A 19,114-nucleotide genomic window follows, 5' to 3' on the forward strand; every position below is an offset into this window, starting at 1 on the left:
TAGTGGGAGATGAAAATCCACCTATCTTTTAAACCAATGTACATCAATTTTGGAATTGAAATGGAAAAAGAACCATATAAAATTATGAAAGGGGGAGAGCGGATAATGAACAAATATTTTCGTGCGAGTATGGTTTATATGATGACCAATAATGAAGTAATGAATCAAATCATTGCCTTTTACAGGGACATGAATGGAATGCTCACCTTTATAGGTTCCTACCCAACTTATGGCAGAGGTACTGGTACAAAGGAAGTCTCCACTGCAACTGCAAACGATGGCGTCGATCCCCTTGCGTCACAAGGTTCCCTAACTTTGTCCCGTGATGGCCGTTTCCTACTTGCAGTTAACGCAGGCAGCGGTAGTATCAGTAGTTTCATGATAAACGATAGCGGAGCGCCCGTTCTCGTGGATGTGAAGCCATCAGGAGGTGCTCAGCCCAATAGCGTAGATGTGTTTGGTAATCTTCTCTATGTTTCCAATGTAGGTAATGCCGCTAACAATTTTGCATCTAATATCACTGGTTTTCTCATAGATACTAATGGGCGCCTTACTCCTATCCCCGGATCAACTCATTCTCTCAGTACTTTCAATGCCCAGCCGGCGCAGGTGCTCTTCACTCCAGATGGCAGTAAAATTCTTGTCTCCGAGCTTACATCAAACCATCTTAGTATATTCCGTGTAAATAAAAATGGTACGATTACAGGACCAATCGTTAATGATTCTTATGGTCAAGGACCATTGGGCGCCTATTTTCTATCGTCTGGAATCCTCTTAGTTACAGAAGCAGTTTCAAATGGGCTGTCCTCTTATTCATTGACTAACGATGGTATCCTTCATGTGATCAGCGGCTCTGTACCAAACGGATATAAGACCGCTTGTTGGGTTGTAACAACGAAGGATGAACGTTTTGCATACACTACCAACACCTTAAGTGGCACCATTTCCACCTACCGAATCGATCCCAATGGAGCACTGTCAGTGGTAAGGCATATTACCAGTACACCGTCAGGTACGGCACCAGGTCTGCCGATAGATGCTAGAGTAAGTAAGGATGGACGGCATTTTTACACCCTTAACGGAAATCAGGGCACCGTCTCAGTATTTCATATCCAGGATGATGGTAGTCTTGTCAGATTGCAGGTTGCTGCTTGGACTAACTTGCCTTATTTCGGATCGCAAGGTTTAGCTGTTCTTTGATTCGATTGGGTTCACTATATTTGGTGGAATGGAAATTGAACTACCCCCACCTCAAGATTGAGAGGAAGCGAAGAAGCTAGGTGGGGGATGGAAGTTTCGTTTTATGTAATAATATGAACTTCTAATATTTCATGAAAAACAGGCAGTTGGCCGTTACTAAAATAGAACATTTACATAATATGTAGCGTAGGATAAGCCCTATTTAATTTAAAAACGAAAGGAGTGAAATAAAATGGCGATTATTAAACCTTATTTAGCGAGTAAAAGATTTAATTCAACAATTGGTGCCGGAACAGGAACAGGAGCAACTTTTAACATTTTAGCGACTGCTTTTACCACTGACGCGGGAACGGCTGCTACGGCATTTCCTGCATCATTTGCATATTATAATCTGTACCTGAACGGACAATTACAGCCTGGAGACACTTCAACTGTAACCACAACAGCTATTACAATTCCTGGTGGAGATGCTTTAGATGCTGGTGTTCCGGTTATGATTGAATTTGTTGTAAACTAGTAAAAAAACGGATTCTTTTTAAAGAATCCGTTTTTTATTGGTTGATTAGTATAAACTGAAGTGTAATTGGACTACCCGCTGGTGGCGCTTCATCAGCAAGTATCGTTAATATACCCGCTTGTACGTTATAAGAACTTTGTGGTTGAATAATGCCGTTAATAAATAAATTCAGATAGGATACTTGATTTGGTGCCAAGATTTGAGTCGTTCCGTATTGAGGCAAACCATCCGCGTTTGTGTATACAAGACTCGTGCCATCTGAAATTGTGAAATACATGAGATTAGTGGCAGGAACCAAGCCTTGGAAGGAAGGCCCAGTAGGTCCGGTAGCGCCGGTAGGCCCAGTAAATCCGGTAGCGCCGGTTGTTCCATCTAGTCCAGTAGCCCCAGTCGGTCCAGTGGTCCCAGTTGTTCCAGTAGGTCCAAGTGGCCCAGTAGCTCCGGTCAGTCCAGTTACCCCAGTGGGTCCAGTTGTTCCGGTAGCCCCGGTAGGTCCCGGTTCCGGGAGAGGAAGCGCACAAGGAAATAGGTTCAAAATAGTGCCCCCCTTTTTTTGCAAACAGAGTGCATATATTATAAGTATATGAATATATATAATATTTGTTTGTACATTGGTCATGTTTCTTTATCTCGCTATTTTTAGGCAGTGAGAATTCTACCTCAAGATTGAGGAAAGTGAAGAAAATAGGTGGGGGATAACTGATAGAAGTTTTACTTTCAGAAAATTAATTCATTTACTTTTGATAGATTACTTATATAATAGATTTGAAAGCACTTACATTTTTTATAGGAGGTTTGCGATGAAAAGAGTAAAGAAGGGTAAAATGCGCGCGTTAATGCAAACGATTGCATTATCTACACTTGTTTTAGGGACATCGTTGCTGTACACGCCATCTGCATCATCGGCCTATGCTGCAACGAACGATAATAATGTAGAGTGGAATGGTTTATTTCACGACCAAGGTCCTGTCTATGATAGTGTGCCAGAACCGACAGCTGTTCAAAGCGTGACGCTGAAATTCCGTACATTTAAAGGCGATACTACCGGTGTGAATATCAAGTACTACGATACTGCTGATGGATTGTTCCACGTGATTCCTATGTCATGGATGTCCAACGATGCTACGGGAACATTTGATTATTGGCAAGGGACAATTCCGGCTAGTTCTTCGCAAAAGTATTATCGTTTCCAAATTACCGATGGATCTTCTTCAGTTTGGTATAATGCCGCCGGTCCTTCTGCATCTGAACCATCATCAGGTGATTTTTATATTATCCCAAATTTTAAAACACCGGATTGGATGAAGGATGGTGTCATGTATCAGGTTTTCCCTGACCGCTTTTATAATGGTGATTCCTCGAATGATGTGCAAACGAATGCATACACTTACGATGGCACACCAACTGAGAAAAAAGCTTGGGGAAGCAGTGTTTATGCTGATTCTGGCTATACGAACAACCTAGTGTTCTTCGGCGGTGATTTAGCAGGAGTAGACCAAAAGCTCGGTTATATTAAACAAACGCTAGGAGCTAACATTATTTATTTAAATCCGATTTTTAAATCCCCTTCTAACCATAAGTATGATACACAGGATTATATGACTGTGGATCCTGCATTTGGAACAAACGGAACTTTGCAAACGCTATCATCAGACGTTCATAGCACAGCAAACGGACCAAAGGGATATTTAGTATTAGATGGTGTATTTAATCATACAGGAGATAGTCATGTATGGTTCGATAAGTATAATAATTTCTCCTCTTTAGGAGCTTATGAGTCTCAATCTAGCCAGTGGTATAATTACTATACATTCCAGTCTTGGCCGAATGCATATGCTAGCTTTTTAGGATTTAACAGTTTGCCTAAGCTAGATTATGGAGCTAGTGGTTCACCGGTAAGAAACCAAATCTATAATAATAGCGACTCCGTAGCGAAAACGTATTTGAAAGCTCCATATAACATCGATGGTTGGCGATTAGATGCAGCGCAATATACAGATGCTGGTGGAGGTAATGGCAGTGACGCTGTGAATCACCAAATTTGGGCTGAATTCAGAAGTGCAGTGAAATCTGTAAACGCGAATGCAGCGATACTTGGTGAATATTGGGGAAATGCAAATCCTTGGACAGGTCAAGGGAACCAATGGGACAGTGCTACGAATTTCGATGGATTTACGCAACCGGTTTCTGAATGGATAACAGGGAAAGATTATAGTAACAATGCGGCTTCCATACCAACTTCTCAATTCGACAGCTGGCTAAGAGGAACACGTGCGAATTATCCGACTAACGTTCGGCAAGCGATGAGCAATCATCTATCTAATCACGATATCACTCGTTTTGGTGAACGTGCCGGCGGTGATATTTGGAAGACATATTTAGCACTCATTTTCCAGATGACGTATGTTGGGACGCCAACAATCTATTATGGAGATGAATATGGCATAATGGGCGGTGCGGATCCTGATAACCGACGGACGTTTGATTGGTCCCAAGCGACTACTTCCAATAGCGCTGTATCTTTAACACAAAAGCTCATCAGCATTCGTAACCGATATCCAGCACTAAGAACGGGCTCGTTTATGACGCTGCAAACAGATGATACAAATAAAATATATTCCTATGGTCGTTTTGATACAACAAATAGAATTGCAGTTGTACTCAACAATGATTCTGTCAGTCATAACGTAACTGTTCCTGTGTGGCAGCTAAGCATGCAAAATGGAAGTGTTGTCACAGATAAATTGACTGGTAAAACGTATACCGTACAGAACGGAAACGTTACCCTTACTGTTGACGGACATTATGGTGCGGTTTTAGCGCAGTAAACAGTGTAACTCATATAGTTTTACATAAAGCGCTCTGAAATTAGAGCGCTTTTAATGTTTATTAAACAGAAAAAGGCCATGAATTACTGAGATTAATGGTTATAAGGTATGTAAAATATGATTTTCATTGTACTCGCAACCGTTTTTGTTCTTACTGAGTTAAAATGGGGAGATTGGAGAAATTGGTCAAAAATGGATACATTGAGAAGAGTGAAGGTGCCAATCGGGACGATATGAATAGAACATACTTTCACTCAACCTATGAAGGATTGGATTCTGTGAATTCGGCACTGACCCGTTATCACTTTAGTTTTTAAATATTCCTTGACGGGAATATTCCTGATTGGGTATAATCAATTCAACAGGACGATAATACTAGTGATGATGTATATGGGCTTTAACCGGAGATCATCACTTGACGAGGTGAGCAATATGTCAGGGAAGATTCCGGGCGTGAACATGACGACGCTTAGTGCTTTGTCTGAACCAAATCGTATGAATATCGTCGAACTTTTGCGTGACGGTCCCCTGACTGTTGGGGAAATCGCCGACCAGCTGGGATTGAAGCAGCCCCAAACTTCGAAGCATCTAAAAGTGCTAAGCGACAACGGGATTGTGGAAGTGCAGGCCGAAGCTAACCGCCGCATCTACAAGCTCCGGCCCGAGCCCTTCCAAGCGCTGGATTCTTGGATACAGTCCTTCCAGCGCGTGATGCAAGAAAGATTCGACAATCTAGATGATTATTTGAAGGAATTGCAAAACAAGGAAAAATCGTAAAATCATTTCATGTTCAAGGAGGAATTACGATGGCAAACAACACATTGGTATCGAGAGTAGAGAACGATCGGGTATTGGTACTGGAGCGCGTTTTCGATGCGCCACGCGAACTCGTATTCAGGATGTTTAAAGAGCCGGAGCATCTGAAACGCTGGTGGGGGCCGAGGGGCTGGGAGATTCCGGTCTGCACCGTCGATTTCCGTCCGGGAGGCGTTTGGCACTACTGTATGAAGTGTGTTGATCAGAATCAGGGTCAATTTTTTGGTATGGAATCCTGGGGCAAAGGGGTTTATAAGGAGATTATCGAGCCGGAAAAGGTTGTCTACACCGATTATTTTTCGGATGCCGAAGGCAATTTGAATGACTCCATGCCGTCAACCGAGATCACATTGGAATTCATCGATTTGGGTGGAAAGACAAAGCTGATAAACCGTGCTGAATATGTTTCCGCAGAGGCCCTTAAGACCGTCATGGATATGGGCATGCTGCAGGGCATCACCGAAACTTGGGATCGTTTGAACGAGCTTGTGGAGTCGCTGAAGTAGAGTTACCGTACCAGTGATTTTAGTGTTAGAAAAGTTTAGAATCATTAAGTTTTGTAATTAATTATATAAAGGGGTGCAAATATCAATGATTAGTAATGTAGGTCAAATCATGTTGTATGTTAATAACCAAGATGAGGCAAAGGCGTTTTGGACAGAAAAAGTAGGGTTTAGTGTAATTTCAGAGGAAGACAATGGTCAAGGTATGAGATGGATTGAAATTGCTCCAACTAAAGAAGCTGAAACAAGCATTATTCTCCATAATAAGGAATTTATTGCGAAAATGTCGCCTGAATTAAATCTTGGAACACCTTCTTTAATGTTCTTCTCGAAAAATTTCGATAATTTATATAGTGACCTATCAAACAAAAACGTTACAGTCGGAGAAATTGTAAATATGCCTTCAGGTAGAGTATTTAATTTTGCAGATAGTGAAAATAATTACTTTGCAGTAATGGAAAAAAAGTAAATTTATATTCAATTTACGAGTGCGATGCTTGAATAAAGGCATCGCCTTTTTGTTTGTTTGATTTACGAAACAGATTGTAAAGCAACAAAGGGGGAAGCGAGGAAAATAGGTGGGGGATAACTGCCCGTAAAAGCCCGATTGGTGAGAGCTTTCCATCAGTGGAGGATAAAGAAAACCCCCACTAATCGGGTTTTCACTTTATCGCGTTAATTGAATAAAGCGAATGTGAACAATTTAAAAACATTTCTGTATAGAATTGACAATGAAATTTTACTTCTCTATAATTGGCTGTAATTTAACATATCAAATACGTTGAAAGAGCCCAGTAGCAGTTTGTCACTGTTATCGAGAAAGCTAGGGGTTGATGGAACCTAGCACAAACAAACTTGTGAATTACACTCTGGAGTATCTTAGGTAATGCTAAGCGGAGTAGCAATCGATACTATTGCTAAGAGTGGTACAAATAGTAATACTATTTGTGCAATCTGGGTGGTAACACGGTTAAAAATCGTCCCTATGTCTAGTGTAGACATGGGGACTTTTTTTTTATTCTTACCAAACTAAGGGAAGAATAACTTACAAATTAAAGGAGCTGGGAAGACATGAACATCATTGACGAATTGGAATGGCGCGATGCCATCAATCAACAAACAGATGCAGAAGGGTTACGTAAACTAGTAGAAGAGAAAAAGATTTCCTTGTACTGTGGTGTAGATCCAACTGGTGACAGTATGCATATCGGACATTTAATTCCATTTATGATGATGAAACGTTTCCAATTAGCTGGGCATCATCCAGTTATCTTAATTGGAGGAGCAACGGGAACAATCGGTGATCCAAGTGGACGTCAAACAGAAAGACAACTTCAAACATTAGAACAAGTGCAGCAGAATGTTGATGCGTTAACAGCACAAATGCAAAAGCTATTTGACTTTGGCGGAAATAGCGAAGTGAAAATGGTAAATAACTACGATTGGACGCATGAAGTAAGCATTCTTGAGTTTTTACGCGATTACGGTAAAAATTTCAGTATAAATAATATGCTGGCAAAAGATATTGTAGCAAGCCGTTTAGAGACAGGGATTTCATTTACAGAATTCACATACCAAATTCTACAAGCGATGGACTTCCATCACTTATACAAACACGAAGATGTACAACTGCAAATTGGCGGCAGTGACCAATGGGGCAATATTACAAGCGGTTTAGACTTAATTCGTAAAAAAGAAGGACCAGATGCAAAAGTCTTTGGATTAACAATTCCATTACTATTAAAATCAGACGGTACGAAATTTGGTAAAACAGCAGGAGGAGCGATTTGGTTAGATCCTGAAAAGACAACACCATTTGAATTCTACCAGTTCTGGGTGAATACTGATGATCGCGATGTAATTAAATACTTAAAATTCTTCACATTCTTAACAAAAGATAGAATTGATGAATTAGTAGTGAAAGTTCAAACAGAGCCTCATAAACGTGAAGCACAAAAAGTATTAGCAGAAGAAATGACAAAATTTGTTCATGGTGAAGATGCATTTTTACAAGCAGTAAAAATTACAGAAGCGTTATTTAGCGGGGATATTAAAGCGTTAACTGCGGATGAAATTGAACAAGGCTTTAAAGATATGCCGACTTTCCATGCTGAAAAGGAAACAAAAAATATTGTTGAATGGTTAGTAGATTTAGGAATTGAACCTTCTAGACGTCAGGCGAGAGAAGATATTAATAATGGAGCTATTTTGATGAACGGAGATAAAGTAACAGATGTAAATACAGATGTTACGGTAGAAAATTCATTCGATGGCAGATTTATTATTATCCGTAAAGGTAAAAAGAATTACAGCTTGGTGAAATTAGGAGAATAATACTCTGTAAATATATAAATGCAAATTGAAAAACGACATAAAAACCTTTTTAGGTGGGAGAGAGCGCCTGGTCATGTATAGAAGTGGTCAGGGCTTTTTCCTGCTACATGCAAAGGTTGAAATGCGAGTGCAGGTTATTTTTTACTCTGCTATTCGTGGGTAGTAAGCCCCCAATCTCAAGATTGAGACAGAAGAGAAGAAAATAGGTGGGGATAACTACTGGCATGCGCTCGATTAAGCGGGCTTCTATCAGTAGGGGGTGAAAAAAGCCCCTACTGATAGAGGTTTCACATTATTTTGCATAGCAGAGACTTATATGCTGAAAAATGAAAATGAATTTGTGAAAGCGAGGGGATTAATTATGCTGGCGTCATGGGAACGAACTTTGGAATTAGCATACGTTAATCACCGTGTGATAACAGAAGTTAATAAAAAGCAGCAAGTGAATTGGTTATTGGTAGATTTGGGTTTAGAAAATATAATGGAAGAACAGATTAATCAGACGTTAGATAAGATATTAATTGGGTTTAATCGGCTATTTAAGTATAAATCTGTACAACAAGCAAGTTTAGGTTATTTTAGGATGTTGGATATTTTAAAGAAAGATGATATGTATCATCCGAGAATTCACATTTTACTTCCGGTGATCAAAAGCTATTTTCAGGGGAGATACTATATCAAACATGATAACTGGATCTCTTTGTGGAGCAGAGCATTAGGGATAGAAAATGGTTTGTATGTAAAAATGAAAGTAGTTAACGGAAAAGAAGGAAAACGAGAGATTTTCAAAGAAAAATTGTTAACATTTCGTGAACAGGAAAGTGAAATTCCTCTTCGGAAAAGTAAAATAATTACATCTAGACGTTTGATCGGGTACAGTGAATTGTTAAAAAATGTAATGGAGCAATTGAAAAGTGAAAATAAGTCTCATTTAGACATGGATGAATTATGTATAAACGATCCAATTGCAAATCATGCGTTTGTAAATATGTTAGACTGGCATCCAGGTTTAAGAGAAGATGAACAGAATCCTTTTTTTAAATAATAATCAACCTAGTCTTTTTATGTAGCAGAAGAGTGAAGCGAATTCACTCTTCTTTTTTTGTGATTTTTACCGTGGTATTTTTGTATTAATATTCATTTTTATTTATATTTATTTTATCTGTTTTTATAAATAAAAGATTTAAAGCTTTAATGGATGAAAGCATTAAACCTTTAATGCCCTAAATAATAAGTTTTTTGTTTTTGTTAATAAACACTGTCAAATCAGTGTTTATTAGGTTGTTGACAAAACAAAATTACGGGAGTAAACTGGCGTCATAAGTTCAGCTGTTCAATAATTCACAAACAAAAACTCAAGTTTCACAAATGGGTTTGTAGAAAGAACAGATGATTATTTTATGAATATTATTCATTTCGTTTTATGAAGAAGCAGATGGATGTATTCTACGAAATAACAGCATGATTTGAAGAAAGGAATGATCCTATAGAGTCTACAAATTTTGTATCAGATATTTTGTTTTAATACCCTAGTTTTTAACGTTTGTATTTTTGAAAGTGCAGTTCCTTTGAAAATTAGCGTATTAGTTCAGTGTATGTATTCTCTAAAAATTAAATAAAGGAAAGAAGGATATAGTTATGGCCAAGACAAAAAAATTAACGCTTTTCGGGTTAATTGGTATTACGATGGCATTCTTTGGCACTGTACGTAGTGTACCGACGCTTGCTATTACAGGGTGGACGCAAATTTTCTATATGTTAATTGCTGCAGTTGTATTTGCTCTCCCTATTGCGCTCATGTCAGCCGAACTTTCGACAGGATTTCCTGAAGAAGGTGGCCCACAAGTTTGGGTTAGAAATGCATTAGGTGAAAAATGGGGATTTGTTACCTCATGGTTATTATGGGTTCAAATGTTTTTCGGGATGGTAATGGTTTCATCAACTGTTGGTGTTCTACTCGGTTACGTTATTAATAAACCAGAATTATCTTCAAACAACTACTTTATTTTTGCAGTAATCTTAATTTCATACTGGGGTGTAACTTTATTAAACCTTAAGTTTGATATGGTAAAAATCGCAGGTAACTGGGGCGCTGTGATTGGCGTATATATTCCATTTGTTATTCTCGTAGTTCTAGGTGTTATCTATATGATTAAAAATGGAATTCAGCCAAATAGTTACTTAGGGAATTTTAAACCAAGTGATTTAATACCTAATTTAAAAGACTTAGGCAGCTTGGCGTACCTATCAGGGATTATCTTTATTTTTGCGGGGGTAGAGATTTCATCTGTACATGCAAATAATATTGAAAATCCGAAACGTAACTATCCAGTTGCTGTTATCGCTTCTGTTGTTTTACTAGTAATCTTTAATATTATCGCTGGTTTAACAGTTTCTAACGCAGTGCCACGCGGTCATTTAGAGTTAGCTAACATTACACAACCATACTTGATTTTCTGTAAAGATTTAGGTATTCCACCTATCTTTGTTAACATCATTTCTTTAATGATTTTGATTGGTGTTCTAGTGCAGCTAAGTGCATGGGTACTTGGACCAAGTAAATCTATGATTAAGGTGGCAGACGAAGGGAACCTTCCTAAGTTCTTCCAAAAGAGAACAGAGAAAGATATTCCTATCACTTTTGTAATGATTCAAGCAATTGTTATTTCGTTAGTATCTTTCTTATATGTAGTAGTTCCGGATGTTAATAGTGCATTCTTAATTATTACCATTACAACAACGATCCTATATTGTATCGTATATGCTTTAATTGCTATTTCAGCAATTCGCTTACGTTATAACATGCATAATGCTAAGAGACCATTTAGATTAGGTAGTAAAGGAAATGGATTAATGTGGTTTGTATCTATTGTTTCAATGATCGGTATTGTACTTACGATTATTGTAAGTTTGATCCCACCATCCATTTTAAAACCAAGTCAGTATACTGGTTACGTCATTTATCAAGTGGCCGCTACAGTGGTTATGATTGGGATTGCTCTTATTATTAACAAATGTAAGAAACCAGAATGGAAAAAAGAAAATAACGAAGCAGAATATTTAAAACAAGCTAATTAAAAACAACAAATTCATAAATTTATATAATTCGATTTAAAATTGGAGGAAATGAAAATGAAATACGAAATGCCAGAGATTAATTTAAAAGCATTATTCTTAGGAGATAAAGGGGAAAATGTAGATTTATTTAAAGAACTATTATTAAAAATGGTAGATGAGCATGTTGGTTGGAGACAAAACTATATGCCGCAAGACTTACCTGTTATTACACCTCAAGATAGAAGTTCTAAAAACTTCCAAGAAACTGCAGATCATATGCGCAGTGTGTTCAATGTATTATCTTCTAAATTACGTACGAACTCTTTACCTTGGCATGCTGCTGGCCGTTTCTGGGGACATATGAACTCTGAAACATTAATGCCTTCTATCATTGCTTATACAGCAGCAATGTTATGGAACGGTAATAACGTAGCATATGAATCTTCACCAGGTACTTCTCAAATGGAAGAAGAAGTGGGACATGAATTTGCTGCACTGATGAGCTATAAAAAAGGTGAAAGCTGGGGACATATTTGCGCAGATGGTTCTATTGCTAACCTAGAGGGCTTATGGTATGCACGTAATATGAAGTCCTTACCATTAGCAATTAAAGAAGTGGCTCCTGAATTCGTTGCAGGTAAATCTGAATGGGAATTACTGAATATGTCTACAGAAGAAATTCTAGCTATTTTAGATCAAATTCCTGAACAAATTGATGAAATTAAAGCTCATTCTGCACGCAGTGGTCAAAATTTACAAAAATTAGGTAAATGGTTAATTCCACAAACAAAACATTATTCTTGGTTAAAAGCTGCTGATATTATCGGTGTTGGTCTTGATTGTGTAGAACAAGTAGATGTTGATGACAACTATCGTATGGACATTAATAAATTAGAAGAAAAAATTCGTGAACTAGCAGCAGAGCAAATTCCTGTTCTAGGTGTTGTTGGGGTTATCGGTACAACAGAAGAAGGTCAAGTAGATCGTATTGATAAAATGGTAGAACTTCGTGAAAAATTAGCAGAAGAAGGCATCTATTTCTACATTCACGTAGACGCTGCTTATGGCGGTTATGCTCGTTCTATTTTCTTAGATGAAAATAACGAATTTATCGAATGGGATCAAATCGAAGAAGTATACGCAAAACACAATGTCTTCACTGAAAAATGTGACTGGTTAACAAAAGAAGTTTATCATTCATTTAAAGCAATGAATCAAGCAGAAACAATTACAATTGATCCACACAAAATGGGATATATTCCTTACTCTGCGGGCGGTATTGTTATTAAAGATATTAGAATGCGCGATGTAATTTCTTACTTTGCAACGTATGTATTCGAAAAAGGTGCAGATATTCCAGCATTATTAGGTGCATATATTCTTGAAGGTTCTAAAGCAGGTGCAACTGCAGCAGCAGTTTGGACAGCTCATCAAGTGTTGCCTCTAAATGTAACTGGTTATGGGAAATTAATTGGCGCAAGTATTGAAGGAGCTTATCGTTTCTACGACTTCTTAAGTGATAAAGAATTTAAAGTTGGCGATAAAACAATTCGTGTGTACCCATTAACAAAACCTGACTTTAACATGGTTGACTACGTATTTAATGAAGAAGGTAATACAGACTTAGAAAAAATGAACAAATTAAATCATGATTTCTTCGATCAAGCTTCTTATGTTAAAGGCGGATTATATAATAATGAGTTCATTACATCTCATACTGACTTTGCTATTCCTGACTACGGTAACAGCCCACTTCCATTCGTGAAGAGTCTTGGATTTAGTGAAGGTGAATGGGATCGCAAAGGTAAAGTAACAGTGCTTCGTGCTTGTGCGTTATCTCCATATGCTCACGATAAAGAAGTATTTGAAGAATATGCTGTTAAGTTAGAAAAAGCAATTCAAGCTAAACTTGAAGCAATCTACAATGAAATGAAATAAGTTTAGTAGAAAACCATTTTAATAGAATGAATGCATAACGTTAAAAATCCGTTATGCATTCATCTTTATATATAATTGACCTTATTTATTTGAGTAAGATTAATTGAGGAGTGAAAACGTGATGGTAAAAAAAGTATTAACGATAGCAGGTTCTGATTCAAGTGGAGGAGCAGGATTACAGGCGGATCTGAAAACATTTGAAGAGTATGGTACGTTTGGCCTAACTGCCATTACAACAATCGTCACAATGGATCCTGATAATAACTGGCATCATCATGTTCATCCGATTGATAAGGAACTTGTACAAGCGCAATTAAAAACAATTTTTTCCGGCGGCAAATTAGATGCGATGAAAACAGGAATGCTTGGATCTATAGAGATGATTGAGCTCGTAAGTGATGTAATTGAAACATATGACATGCAAAATGTTGTCATTGACCCGGTTATGGTTTGTAAAGGAGAAAACGAACCACTGCATCCTGAAAATGGACTTGCCATGCGTGATCTTCTTTTACCAAAGGCAACAATTGTAACACCAAACTTATTTGAAGCAGGTCAGTTATCTGGAATGCAAAATGTAAAAACGGTAAACGATATGACAGAAGCCGCAAAGAGAATGATCGATTTTGGTGCGAAAAATGTTGTAATAAAAGGCGGAAAATCGCTCGAAGATCATAAGGCAATTGATTTATTTTATGATGGAACAGAGTTCGTACTTTATGAAGCGGAGAAAATTCATACGAACTGTAACCATGGTGCAGGGTGTACGTTTGCAGCAGCGATTACAGCTGGACTAGCTAAAGGACTTTCAGTAAAAGAAGCCGTTGCAAAGGCGAAGGACTTCACGACAGAGGGAATTAAAAGGGGATTTGATTTTAATACATTTGTTGGCCCAGTTTGGCACGGTGCATACAATAAAGCTGAGTTGCGTTAACTGTTATATATTTTAGGTAAATAAAATGAGGGCATAAAACATCCATTGGCATGATTAGTAAGTGATATATATACTCATCCAAAGCATTGTTTATGTCCTTTTGTGGTTTATCCCGCTATTCGCGGATCCACTGATAGAAGTTTCACTTTATTTCCATTGATTCTTTTTTAATATAGTGTTTAGATATTGAATGTGCAATTGTTCACAAATGTTAATAGTAAATGGATGAGTTGATAGAATCCTACAACAATTTACATGATAAGGAGTTTATTAAGATGAAAAGAGATGTAACACTTAAAGAAAGCATCTTTCTTTTAGTTGTTTTATTAGCAATTATAGGAACTTGTATTATAGGCTTAAGTTTACCTCCTCAAGTGCCTATTTTAATCGCTATAGGAATTGTTATTTTATTTGCAAAAGTAAAAGGTTTTTCTTGGGATACAATTCATAAAGGGATTCAAAATGGAATTATACCAGGTTTAATTCCTATCATTATATTTATGCTAATTGGGATTTTAATTAGTGTTTGGATTGCGGCAGGAACAATTCCGACTATCATGATTTATGGATTTAAAATTTTATCTGCAAAATTCTTTTTGCCTTCTGTTTTTGTCATCTGTGCACTTGTCGGGATAATGGTGGGAAGCTCCTTTACAACCATTTCAACTATAGGGATTGCATTTTTAGGAATGGGACAAATGATGGGCTTGGACCCAGCAATGATTGCAGGTGCCATTATATCAGGTGCTTTTCTAGGCAATAACATTTCTCCGTTATCTGATACGGCGAACTTAGCAGCTGCGATTGCAGAAGTAGATTTATTTGAACATATTCGCAGTATGATGCGGACAATTATTCCAGCTTTTGTTATAACTCTTATCTTTTTCTTATTTGTAGGACATGGAGCATCAGTATCAGCAGGAAATAGCATCGACGAGCTGGTTCAGACACTTCATTCATCTTTTACTATTTCAGCTTTCACATTAATTCCGGTATTCGTACTATTTTTATGTGCAAGAAAAAAAGTACCAGCTATTCCGACATTATTACTTAGTATAACGATTACAATAGTTATCTGTTATATGTATCATCCGCATACTAGCCTGAGTCAAATTGCTGCTTATATGCAAGATGGATTTGTTTCTAAAACAGGTGTAAAGAATGTAGATGCGCTATTGACTCGCGGCGGAATGCAAAGCATGATGTGGTCTGTTTCTCTTATCCTTCTTGCTTTAGCACTAGGCGGATTGTTAGTAGAAGTGAAAATTATTGAAAAGCTAATTTCTAAAATTTCGGGCATGGTAAGTACGAAAGGAAACTTAATGCTCATGACTGCATTAAGCTCTATTGGCATCAATGTTCTGTTAGGGGAGCAGTATTTATCAGTTATTTTACCAGGTGAAGCATTTAAATCACAATATGAGGCAATTCATTTAGATCCGAAAAACCTTTCGGGGATCTTAGCGAATGCCGGAGCAGCTGTTAACCCATTGATTCCATGGGGAGTGAGCGGTGTGTTTATCACTGGTACGCTAGGCGTATCTACGCTGCAGTATTTGCCATTCGCTGTGTTTTGTTTGGTCGTTCCAGTCATTCATGTTGCTTTAGGATTTATTGGAAGTGGAAAACAACCATTAAAAGAACATAAACAAGCTAGTTAACGCATCATTTTCCATCGTAAAAGGAAATGTAATAGTTTTAAAAAAGCTGGTAAATGCCAGCTTTTTTATTTGAAGTATGTGATACATAATTTAGACAAAATTTTGCCACGAATATTTAATATAGAGGCAGGATTCAATATTAAAAAATAGTGATATAATACCTTATACTCTATTAATTATTAATAAGATTAAATAGAGAATTACCTTATTTATATTTTTTTGATATATCTTTAGGGGTGGATTTGACATGAGAGTGTAATCAGACTATTTATATTTGTGATAAATTTCACATTAGATATAGAAGAAAAAACATAGTAGAAGATAAAGCAAATTTTATCATGTAGGAGGACTTTCTTATACTTTGGCATAAGAATGAGGATCTTGTGGCGCAGCGGCTACTCTGATGAAAGTGGAGGCAGGCATATGCTAATAGATAAATTACGTGGAAAAGATTTAGATGAATTTTTTGAAGCAATGTTAACATTGGAAACGGTAGATGAGTACTATAGTTTTTTTGATGATTTATGCACAGTGAATGAAATGAAGACAATCTTTCAAAGATTTAAAGTAGCTAAAATGTTATATAAACACAACACGTATCATGAAATTGAAGAAGAAACAGGAGCTAGTACAGCAACAATTTCTCGTGTGAAGAGATCTTTAAACTATGGAAATGACATGTATGATGTTGTTTTTAAGCGTATGAAAGAAAAATAACTTTCCATCACTGGGGAACCACTGATGGAAGTTTCATTTTATAGTTTCAGAAAATGAAACGTTTTTTGCTTTATAAACCTGATCTTTTGTTAAAAACAATTAAGTAAATTATGTTTTTTGTTAGATATACAGCCAGTAGAAGTAGCGATACTAGAATCAGGATAGCGTATTTGTGAACAGTATGGTCTGAAGTGAGAAGAGTAGACGAACAGGAATATGTATGAAAAGCCAACTTAGTAGAAGAAAGTTGGTTTTTTAGTGTGGTTTACTTCCAGCATAGTACTGTTAATGGTGTTTGTATTACAGGCGTTCATTTAATTAAATACAGTTATTTTAATAAATATTAAATAAATTTTAAAAACATTGTCATGATACATCTGTATATGATAATATTTTAGATGTATTAAAGAATGCTATAAATAATAATAAATATACAACGATAAAGGCAAACTTATCGAAAGATAGAGACGCAAAGTCACAGATCTAACGTTCACATGAACTATGATGGCTGGACCGCCGAATAGTTGATTAAAGGGAGACTATTCAATTTATTGAACGGTCTCTTTTTGTTGTGCAGTTTAATCAGCGTAATGTAAAGGATATTTTAAAAATGATAAGGGAGGTGAGTTTATAGTTTTGTGGAATTGAATTCATATTTATAGTTATAAAATTATAAAATTTGTATAATTAGTAATTAAGATTCATTTTGGCAGATGCTTTAAGGATTAATAATAATTTTAGAAATTTATTTAAAAAGGAGCTTGAAAATGAGACCTAGTTTATCTAAAAATTTGATAGTTGGAACTCTAATCGTTTCTTTAGGGACAGGATTAGGAACAGGAGCAGTAAGTGCTCAAGAGACAGATAACAATATCTCAAAAGCAACATCTCAAAAAGGTAGCATAATAGAGAAACTTCCGCAAAAAATAGAAGTGAAGAAACCAGAAGCGAAGAAACCAGAAGTGAAAAAGCTGGAAGTGAAGAAACCGGAAGTAAAACAACCAGAAGCGAAGAAACCAGAAGTGAAGAAGCCAGAAGTGAAGAAGCCAGAAGCGAAGAAACCAGAAGTGAAGAAGCCAGAAGCGAAGAAACCAGAAGTGAAAAAACCAGAAGTGAAGAAACCGGAAGTAAAACAACCAGAAGCGAAGAAACCAGAAGTGAAAAAACCAGAGGTAAAACAACCGGAAGCAAAGAAACCAGAAGTGAGAAAACCAGAAGTGAAGAAGCCAGAAGCGAAGAAACCAGAGGTAAAACAACCGGAAGCAAAGAAACCAGAAGTGAAAAAACCAGAAGTGAAGAAACCGGAAGTGAAAAAGTCAGAAACGAAGAAACCGGAAGTAAAACAACCGGAAGCGAAGAAACCGGAAGTAAAACAACCAAAGCCAGGAGCAAAGAAACCGGAAGTAAAACAACCAGAAGTGAAAAAGCCAGAAGCGAAGAAACCAGAAGTAAAACAGCCTACTAAACAACAATTAGCTGAAGCAATTTATAATAAATATTATTCTGAGTTTCAAAACATGCAAGTAAATGCAAATAAAGAAGTAGATGGTGTTTTAGCAAAAGCAATTAGTGAGGTGAAATCTGGAGAACCATCGTTATATGTGATGCTTAAATATCAACCAGTACTTGAAAAAATACAGGCTGACCAAGATAAAAAATTCAATGATAAGCTAAATAGTATGCAGAGAGAATTGAGTGCATTACATATAGACACTAACTATGCAGAGAAGATCCAAAAACAATATCAGGCTGAAAAGGATAGAAAAAAGACTGAATTTATTAACTCTTTCCGTAAAGCAATATAAAAATATAGGAACAGTATAAGGATTCTGTAAATATTCCCTTTGTAATTGGAGATGAGCACCTTGACTAAGAAATTAATTATTATCGTTAGCATACTAATTGTAGCTGTAGGTGGAGGTCTTTGGTATGGAAAGTCTCTCTTTGATAAAAAGTTAAGCGAATCTCTTTTGAAAGATGTAGATTCCAAAGCAATAGCGAATCAGTTAAAAGATAAAAAAATTAATAAAGATGTATTAAAAACAATAGATGATTTGAAAACTAAAGATCAATCAGTAAGTAAATCGAATGGAACAGTAGCTGATAATTCACAAATAACTAATAAGACTATAAATGGTATGAATGAAGCTAACAAAAATTCTACACAGAATACGCAACAGGATAACAATCATACTATAGATGTATCTAAGAATGTGCAACCGAGTGACAACTCTACTATAAACACATCTAAGAATACGCAGCATGGTGATAATTCTACAACAAATGAAAAAAAGAATATTCAATCAAACAAAGATCAGCCGATAAAGACGCGTGAAGATGTAACTAAATTGGTAGAAAGTAGATTATCCACATCTGAGATTTTACACCTTACGCAGCTTTATGAGAACAGAAAAAATCTTACTAAAGAACAAAAAGAGACAGCAAAAGCAGAGGTGTTATCGCATTTTACACCTGAAGAAATTAACATGATGTTACAGGTAGCAGGGAAAAATTAATTTTAAAAAATCAATTATTTAATGTTAATAATCATATATTCACTAGGATAAATAGAAGAAACACCTTCACAAATGTGGTGGGTGTAAGACAAT

Annotated in this window: 16 protein-coding genes, 1 riboswitch and 1 other annotated feature; of the genes, 15 read left to right on the forward strand and 1 reads right to left on the reverse strand. The window is 36.6% G+C overall.

The features are described 5' to 3' along the window. Window positions 1–105 precede the first annotated feature (105 nt). Both ACFQZ1_RS26210 and ACFQZ1_RS26215 read left to right on the forward strand, forming a co-directional pair. On the forward strand, window positions 106–1,200 hold the full coding sequence (locus ACFQZ1_RS26210) for a lactonase family protein (RefSeq protein ID WP_377885168.1): 1,095 nt from the start codon (window positions 106–108) through the stop codon (window positions 1,198–1,200). A gap of 232 nt (window positions 1,201–1,432) precedes the next feature. Next, on the forward strand, window positions 1,433–1,717 hold the full coding sequence (locus ACFQZ1_RS26215) for a DUF4183 domain-containing protein (protein ID WP_377885121.1): 285 nt from the start codon (window positions 1,433–1,435) through the stop codon (window positions 1,715–1,717). 34 nt (window positions 1,718–1,751) lie between these two features. Here the strand turns inward: ACFQZ1_RS26215 and ACFQZ1_RS26220 are convergent, their stop codons facing one another. Beyond that, window positions 1,752–2,252: a DUF4183 domain-containing protein gene (locus ACFQZ1_RS26220; protein ID WP_377885122.1), complete on the reverse strand. Its 501-nt coding sequence runs from the start codon at window positions 2,250–2,252 to the stop codon at window positions 1,752–1,754. Between the two features lie 265 nt (window positions 2,253–2,517). Here ACFQZ1_RS26220 and ACFQZ1_RS26225 point away from each other — a divergent pair, with 265 nt between their 5' ends. The 13 genes from ACFQZ1_RS26225 (at window position 2,518) to ACFQZ1_RS26285 (ending at window position 19,021) form a co-directional block, all read left to right on the forward strand. Continuing rightward, the gene (locus ACFQZ1_RS26225) at window positions 2,518–4,545 is read left to right on the forward strand and encodes a glycoside hydrolase family 13 protein (RefSeq protein WP_377885123.1); all 2,028 of its coding nucleotides are present in this window, start codon (window positions 2,518–2,520) and stop codon (window positions 4,543–4,545) included. Between the two features lie 432 nt (window positions 4,546–4,977). After that, a complete protein-coding gene (locus ACFQZ1_RS26230; protein ID WP_377885124.1) occupies window positions 4,978–5,322 on the forward strand; it encodes an ArsR/SmtB family transcription factor in 345 nt (114 codons plus the stop codon). 29 nt (window positions 5,323–5,351) lie between these two features. After that, complete coding sequence (locus ACFQZ1_RS26235) at window positions 5,352–5,867, forward strand: SRPBCC domain-containing protein (protein ID WP_377885126.1); 516 nt, start codon at window positions 5,352–5,354, stop codon at window positions 5,865–5,867. A gap of 85 nt (window positions 5,868–5,952) precedes the next feature. Continuing rightward, the gene (locus ACFQZ1_RS26240; RefSeq protein WP_377885127.1) at window positions 5,953–6,333 is read left to right on the forward strand and encodes a VOC family protein; all 381 of its coding nucleotides are present in this window, start codon (window positions 5,953–5,955) and stop codon (window positions 6,331–6,333) included. A gap of 303 nt (window positions 6,334–6,636) precedes the next feature. Continuing rightward, window positions 6,637–6,852, forward strand: a binding site (T-box leader). A gap of 83 nt (window positions 6,853–6,935) precedes the next feature. Then, on the forward strand, window positions 6,936–8,198 hold the full coding sequence (gene tyrS / locus ACFQZ1_RS26245) for a tyrosine--tRNA ligase (protein ID WP_377885128.1): 1,263 nt from the start codon (window positions 6,936–6,938) through the stop codon (window positions 8,196–8,198). 316 nt (window positions 8,199–8,514) lie between these two features. Beyond that, window positions 8,515–9,243, forward strand: a complete 729-nt coding sequence (locus ACFQZ1_RS26250; protein WP_377885129.1) for a protein rep — start codon at window positions 8,515–8,517, stop codon at window positions 9,241–9,243. Between the two features lie 593 nt (window positions 9,244–9,836). Next, window positions 9,837–11,276 (forward strand): tyrosine-tyramine antiporter, encoded by a 1,440-nt coding sequence (tyrP, locus tag ACFQZ1_RS26255; RefSeq protein ID WP_377885130.1) that lies wholly within the window; start codon window positions 9,837–9,839, stop codon window positions 11,274–11,276. A gap of 54 nt (window positions 11,277–11,330) precedes the next feature. Next, window positions 11,331–13,193, forward strand: a complete 1,863-nt coding sequence (gene tdc / locus ACFQZ1_RS26260) for a tyrosine decarboxylase (RefSeq protein ID WP_377885132.1) — start codon at window positions 11,331–11,333, stop codon at window positions 13,191–13,193. A gap of 118 nt (window positions 13,194–13,311) precedes the next feature. Continuing rightward, window positions 13,312–14,127: a pyridoxine/pyridoxal/pyridoxamine kinase gene (pdxK, locus tag ACFQZ1_RS26265; protein ID WP_377885133.1), complete on the forward strand. Its 816-nt coding sequence runs from the start codon at window positions 13,312–13,314 to the stop codon at window positions 14,125–14,127. Window positions 14,128–14,402: 275 nt separating this feature from the next. Then, window positions 14,403–15,788: a Na+/H+ antiporter NhaC gene (gene nhaC / locus ACFQZ1_RS26270; protein ID WP_377885134.1), complete on the forward strand. Its 1,386-nt coding sequence runs from the start codon at window positions 14,403–14,405 to the stop codon at window positions 15,786–15,788. Between the two features lie 423 nt (window positions 15,789–16,211). Beyond that, window positions 16,212–16,505 carry a YerC/YecD family TrpR-related protein gene (locus ACFQZ1_RS26275; protein ID WP_377885135.1) on the forward strand — a complete coding sequence of 98 codons (294 nt, stop codon included), beginning with the start codon at window positions 16,212–16,214 and terminating at the stop codon, window positions 16,503–16,505. Between the two features lie 434 nt (window positions 16,506–16,939). Next, window positions 16,940–17,026, forward strand: a riboswitch (cyclic di-GMP riboswitch). Window positions 17,027–17,272: 246 nt separating this feature from the next. Continuing rightward, entirely contained in the window at window positions 17,273–18,310 is a 1,038-nt protein-coding gene (locus ACFQZ1_RS26280) for a hypothetical protein (protein WP_377885136.1), read from the forward strand. 60 nt (window positions 18,311–18,370) lie between these two features. Then, window positions 18,371–19,021, forward strand: coding sequence for a hypothetical protein (locus ACFQZ1_RS26285; protein ID WP_377885137.1), 651 nt, complete (start codon window positions 18,371–18,373; stop codon window positions 19,019–19,021). Window positions 19,022–19,114: the final 93 nt, after the last annotated feature.

This window comes from Bacillus sp. CGMCC 1.60114 (assembly GCF_042676365.1).
Classification (GTDB): Bacteria; Bacillota; Bacilli; order Bacillales; family Bacillaceae_G; genus Bacillus_A; species Bacillus_A rhizoplanae_A.

Coding starts and splice junctions, on each gene's coding strand:
- ACFQZ1_RS26210 (WP_377885168.1), top strand. CDS start 106: ATGAACAAATATTTTCGTGCGAGTATGGTTTATATGATGACCAATAAT.
- ACFQZ1_RS26215 (WP_377885121.1), top strand. CDS start 1,433: ATGGCGATTATTAAACCTTATTTAGCGAGTAAAAGATTTAATTCAACA.
- ACFQZ1_RS26225 (WP_377885123.1), top strand. CDS start 2,518: ATGAAAAGAGTAAAGAAGGGTAAAATGCGCGCGTTAATGCAAACGATT.
- ACFQZ1_RS26230 (WP_377885124.1), top strand. CDS start 4,978: ATGTCAGGGAAGATTCCGGGCGTGAACATGACGACGCTTAGTGCTTTG.
- ACFQZ1_RS26235 (WP_377885126.1), top strand. CDS start 5,352: ATGGCAAACAACACATTGGTATCGAGAGTAGAGAACGATCGGGTATTG.
- ACFQZ1_RS26240 (WP_377885127.1), top strand. CDS start 5,953: ATGATTAGTAATGTAGGTCAAATCATGTTGTATGTTAATAACCAAGAT.
- tyrS (WP_377885128.1), top strand. CDS start 6,936: ATGAACATCATTGACGAATTGGAATGGCGCGATGCCATCAATCAACAA.
- ACFQZ1_RS26250 (WP_377885129.1), top strand. CDS start 8,515: ATGCTGAAAAATGAAAATGAATTTGTGAAAGCGAGGGGATTAATTATG.
- tyrP (WP_377885130.1), top strand. CDS start 9,837: ATGGCCAAGACAAAAAAATTAACGCTTTTCGGGTTAATTGGTATTACG.
- tdc (WP_377885132.1), top strand. CDS start 11,331: ATGAAATACGAAATGCCAGAGATTAATTTAAAAGCATTATTCTTAGGA.
- nhaC (WP_377885134.1), top strand. CDS start 14,403: ATGAAAAGAGATGTAACACTTAAAGAAAGCATCTTTCTTTTAGTTGTT.
- ACFQZ1_RS26275 (WP_377885135.1), top strand. CDS start 16,212: ATGCTAATAGATAAATTACGTGGAAAAGATTTAGATGAATTTTTTGAA.
- ACFQZ1_RS26280 (WP_377885136.1), top strand. CDS start 17,273: ATGAGACCTAGTTTATCTAAAAATTTGATAGTTGGAACTCTAATCGTT.